This is a genomic window from Micromonospora sp. U56 (genome assembly GCF_018070095.1).
Classification (GTDB): domain Bacteria; phylum Actinomycetota; class Actinomycetes; order Mycobacteriales; family Micromonosporaceae; genus Micromonospora; species Micromonospora purpureochromogenes.
In genome coordinates, this window is the sequence record NZ_JAGPYL010000216.1 from 1 (window position 1) to 4,591 (window position 4,591).

The window sequence follows — 4,591 nt, forward strand, 5'->3', positions numbered from 1 at the left end:
GCCGCAGCCCGAGGTGGAGATCGGGCTGCGGCACGCCGGTGACCGCCCTGGTCACCGCGGCCTTGGCTGCCGCCGTCGCGCAGGCGCCGGTGGTCCAACCGGTACGCAGCGCGGTGGGCCGGACCTTCGCGGTACGCGGCAGGTCCGGCTCGCGCAGCGGCGGCTCGGCGTACGTCACCGGGAGCCGTCCCCCGACCCGGCGGCGCGGGCGCGGCGCAGCTCGGCGCGAGCGGCCGGCTCGGCCCGGCGGAAGGTGTGGAAGTGCCCGGGGTGGTACAGGTGCGAGCGGGTGCCGGTGGCGGCGAGCGCGGGGCCGACCAGGAAGAGGGTGTGCTTCCAGAGCCGGTGCTCCTTGACGGTGGCCTCCAGGTCGGCCAGCACGCAGCGCACCACCAGCTCGTCCGGCCAGGTCGCCTGGTACGCCACCACGACCGGGGTGTCCGGCGGGTAGCCGCCGGCGAGCAGCTCGGCCTGCGCCTGCCCGGAGCGGGCGGCGGAGAGGAACAGCGCCATCGTGGTGCCGTGCCGGGCGAAGTCGCGGACCCGCTCCCCCGGCGGCATCGGCGTCTTGCCGCCCTCGAGGCGGGTGAGGATCACCGACTGGGCCACCTCGGGGATGGTCAGCTCCCGGCCGACGATGGCCGCCACCGCGGTGAACGAGGACACCCCGGGCACGATCTCGACGGCCAGGTCGAGCGCCCGGCACAGGTCGAGCTGTTCCTGCACCGCGCCCCAGAGCGCCGGGTCGCCGGAGTGGATCCGGGCCACCGTCAGCCCCTCGGCGGCGGCCCGCCGGTACAGCGGCAGCACCCCCTCGATCGGCAGCTGCGACGAGTCGACGATCTCGGCGTCGGCGCGGGCGTGGGCGAGGACGTCGGCGTGCACCAGGCTGGCCGCCCAGATCACCACGTCGGCGGCGCCGATCACCCGGGCGGCGCGCAGGGTGAGCAGGTCGGCCGCGCCGGGCCCGGCCCCGACGAACCAGACCTTTCCGGTGGTCGTCACAGTTTTCCTCCCCGGCGGTCCCGGCGCGCCGGGACCAGCAGTGTCGACAGGTAGGGCAGGTCGTCGGCGGCGGCGTCGACCGGCCCGATCCGCTCCCCGGGCAGGCCGACCGACCGGCCGAGCACGGCGTCCGGCAACCGGTCGTGGCGGCGCAGCTCGTCGACCAGCTCGGGGTGCCGCCGCCAGCCCTTGTAGACGACGACGGTGCCCGGCCCGGCCAGCGCGTCGGAGACGAGCGCCAGCCCGGCGGTGGCCGGCAGCAGGGTGAGCGGTTCGCGGCCCTCGCAGAGCGGCACGCCGCTGCGCGCGGCCAACTCCTGCATCGCGGTGACCCCGGGCACGGTGCGCACCTCGACGGCCGGCCGCAGCGCCCGGACGCTCTGTGCCAGGTAGCCGAAGGTGGAGTAGACGTTCGGGTCGCCGATGGTGGCGAAGGCGATCGAGACGGCGCCGCCGTCGAGGGCGGCCACCACGGCCCGGGCGGCGGCGTCCCAGGCCCGCTCCCGGCGGGCGGTCACCCCGCCCCGGTCGTCCAGGGCGAACGGCAGCCGGCGCAGCCGGTCCGCGTCGACGTGCGCGCGCACGGTGGCCTCGGCCCGGCCCGGGGGCGCGTCGCCGTCCGCGGCCAGCCGGTCCATCACCGGTACGACCACCAGGTCGGCCTCGCGCAGCACCCGCACCGCCTTGAGGGTGAGCAGTTCGGGGTCGCCGGGGCCGACGCCCACCCCGGTAAGCGTCGGCGCGCTCACCGGGCCGCCGCCTCGACCAGGCGGCGGGCGGCCGACGGGTGCGCCGCCCAGTGGGTGTGCAGGTAGGAGGCGTGCACCCGGCCGTCGACGAAGCCGTGCCGGCCGTCGTCCCAGCGCCACGCCGCCCGGTCCCCGTGGCCGGGGTCGGTGGCGGTGCGGTGGAACTCGTGGCCGCGTACCGGTTCGCCGGCCCGGTGCGCCGGGGAGTCGGCGGCGGCGACGGCCTCCCGGTAGCCGAGGGTGAGCGTGCCGGTCATCCGGGCGGTGTGCGGCAGCCGCCCGCACATCGGCACCCCGTCGAGGGAGCGCCCGAGGTAGAGCAGGCCGGCGCACTCGGCGACGATCGGCCCGTCGAAGTCGGCCAGTTCGGCGCGGAGCGCGGCGTTGGCGGCGAGGGCCTCGACGTGCACCTCGGGGAAGCCGCCGCCGACGACGACGGCGCGGGCGCCGGCGGGCAGGGCGGGGTCGCGCAGCGGGTCGAAGCGGACCACGGCGGCGCCGGCCGCGGCGAGCAGTTCGCTGGTCTCCGCGTACGAGAAGGTGAAGGCCGGTCCGCCGGCCACCGCGACGATTGGCCGGTCCCGGCCGGCGGGGCCGCCGACGGCGCTGGCCGGGTCCCAGGCCGGAACGGTCAGCGGCGGCGCGGTCCGGGCCAGGGCGAGCACCGCGTCGAGGTCCACGGTGGACTCGACCAGTTCGGCGAGGGCGTCGACGACGGCGAGCGACTCGGGGGCCCGTTCGGCGACCGGCACCAGCCCGAGGTGCCGCGACGGCGCGGTCACCTCGGCGGCCCGGGTGACCGCCCCGAGCACCGGTACGCCCACCTCGGCGAGGGCGTCGCGCAGCAGGGTCTCGTGCCGGGGCGAGCCGACCCGGTTGAGCAGCACTCCGCCGATGCGCACGCCGGGGTCGAAGGCGCGCATGCCGAGCACCAGCGCGGCGGCCGAGCGGCCCTGCGCGGTGGTGTCGAGGACCAGCAGCACGGGCGCGTCGATCAGCCGGGCGACGTGCGCGGTGGAGGCGTACGACCGGCGGCCGACCGCCCCGTCGTGCAGCCCCATCACGCCCTCGACAATTGCCACGTCGGCGGGGGTGGGGACGCTCGCGCCGTGCCGCAGCAGCGGCGCGATCAGCTCCTCGCCGACCAGCCAGGGGTCGAGGTTGCGGCCGGGCCGGCCGGCGGCGAGGGCGTGGTAGCCGGGGTCGATGTAGTCGGGGCCGACCTTGTGCGGGCTGACGGTCAGCCCGCGCCGGCGCAACGCGGCGAGCAGGCCGGTGGCCACGGTGGTCTTGCCGTGCCCGCTGGCCGGGGCGGCCACCACCAGCCGGGGCAGCGGCCACGGCGCGTCCGGGCTCACCATTCGATGCCCTTCTGACCCTTCTGGCCCGCGTCCATCGGGTGCTTGACCTTGGTCAGCTCGGCGACGAGGTCGGCGGCGGCGACCAGCCGCGGGTCGGCGTCCCGGCCGGTGATCACCACGTGCTGGAAGCCGGGACGGTTGGCGAGGGTGTCGACGACCTCGTCGACGTCGACCCAGCCCCACTTCATCGGGTAGGTGAACTCGTCGAGCACGTACAGGCCGTAGCGTTCGGCGGCCAGGTCGCGCTGGATCTGCCGCCAGCCCTCCAGGGCGTCGGCGGCGTGGTCGGCCTCGCCGCCGCGCTGGATCCAGGACCAGCCCTCGCCCATCTTGTGCCAGGCGACCGGGGCGCCCTGGCCGGTGCGCTCGTGCACCTCGCCGAGGGCGCGGAAGGCGTTCTCCTCGCCGACCCGCCACTTGGCGCTCTTGACGAACTGGAACACCCCGATGGGCAGCCCGGCGGTCCAGGCGCGCAGCGCCAGCCCGAACGCGGCGGTGGACTTGCCCTTCATCTGTCCGGTGTGCACGACCAGCAGCGGGCGGTGGCGCCGCTGCCGGGTGGTCAGCCCGTCGGCGGGCACGGTGGACGGCTTGCCCTGCGGCATCAGGCGCTCCTTCTCGTCGTGGTGGCGGGTCCGGCCGCGCAGTTGTGGTGGGTGCCGCCACGGCAGGCGCAGGCCGGAGCGGTGGCGAGCTTCAGGAGGGGGTCGGTGGCGACCGCGTCGAGGCGGTGGTGGTCCGCGCCGAGCTGGGCGGCGAGGCGGCGGCCGAGGCCGAGCCGGACCGGGCCGGACTCGCAGTCGACGACCACGCTGGGCGCACCGGTGGCGGCGAGCACCGCCGCGGCGCGGGCGGCCCGGTCCAGCGGGCGCTCCCCGGCGGTGGCCCGCCCGTCGGTGACGACCAGCACCAGCGGACGGCGCTTCGGGTCGCGCAGCCGCTCCACCCGCAGCAGCTCGGCGGCGGCGAGCAGCCCCTCCGCCAGCGGGGTGCGCCCGCCGGTGGGCAGCTCGGCCAGCCGGGTCGAGGCGGCCAGCACCGAGGAGGTCGCCGGCAGCAGGGTACGCGCGCCGGCGTTCCGGAAGGCGATCACGGCGACCTTGTCCCGGCGCTGGTAGGCGTCGGTGAGCAGGGCGAGCACCGTGCCCTTGACGGCGGACATCCGCTGCCGGGCGCCCATCGACCCGCTGGCGTCGACCACGAAGAGCACGAGGTTGCCCTCGCGTCCCTCGCGGACCGCCTCGCGCAGGTCGTTCGGGCGCAGCAGCAGCGGGCCGCCGCGCCGGCCCCGGCCCGGCTGGTGCGGGGCGGCGGCCCGCAGCGTCGCCGGCAGGTGCAGCGCCCCCGGCCGGCCGGCGGGCACCCGCGCGCCGGTGGTCCGGCCGCGCCCGGTCCGGGCGCGGGAGCGCCGCCCCGGCACGCCGTCGCCGACTCCGGGCGCGGTGAGCAGCCGGTGGCCGTACCCCAGGGTGGGTT

At 77.6% G+C, this 4,591-nt stretch carries 6 protein-coding genes; all 6 read right to left on the bottom strand.

What is annotated here, in order from left to right; genetic code table 11:
* Positions 1–178 (bottom strand): cobalt-precorrin-5B (C(1))-methyltransferase (locus tag KBX37_RS33320; RefSeq protein ID WP_210779804.1); only part of this gene is annotated, 178 nt, incomplete at its 3' end.
* Positions 175–1,005: a precorrin-4 C(11)-methyltransferase gene (gene cobM, locus KBX37_RS33325; protein WP_210779799.1), complete on the bottom strand. Its 831-nt coding sequence runs from the start codon at positions 1,003–1,005 to the stop codon at positions 175–177. The genes cobM and KBX37_RS33320, both read right to left, overlap by 4 nt.
* Positions 1,002–1,754, bottom strand: a complete 753-nt coding sequence (cobI, locus tag KBX37_RS33330) for a precorrin-2 C(20)-methyltransferase (protein WP_210779800.1) — start codon at positions 1,752–1,754, stop codon at positions 1,002–1,004. Before cobI ends, cobM begins: the two co-directional genes overlap by 4 nt.
* Entirely contained in the window at positions 1,751–3,115 is a 1,365-nt protein-coding gene (locus KBX37_RS33335) for a cobyrinate a,c-diamide synthase (RefSeq protein WP_210779801.1), read from the bottom strand. Before KBX37_RS33335 ends, cobI begins: the two co-directional genes overlap by 4 nt.
* The gene (gene cobO / locus KBX37_RS33340) at positions 3,109–3,720 is read right to left on the bottom strand and encodes a cob(I)yrinic acid a,c-diamide adenosyltransferase (RefSeq protein WP_210779802.1); all 612 of its coding nucleotides are present in this window, start codon (positions 3,718–3,720) and stop codon (positions 3,109–3,111) included. The genes KBX37_RS33335 and cobO overlap by 7 nt, the downstream gene beginning before the upstream one ends.
* Positions 3,720–4,591, bottom strand: an 872-nt coding sequence (locus KBX37_RS33345; RefSeq protein ID WP_210779803.1) for a VWA domain-containing protein, incomplete at its 5' end; no start/stop codon positions are given. The genes cobO and KBX37_RS33345, both read right to left, overlap by 1 nt.

What these genes read in the sequence shown, in the direction of transcription:
- KBX37_RS33335 (WP_210779801.1), bottom strand. Translation starts at nt 3,115, where the DNA reads ATGGTGAGCCCGGACGCGCCGTGGCCGCTGCCCCGGCTGGTGGTGGCC.
- cobO (WP_210779802.1), bottom strand. Translation starts at nt 3,720, where the DNA reads ATGCCGCAGGGCAAGCCGTCCACCGTGCCCGCCGACGGGCTGACCACC.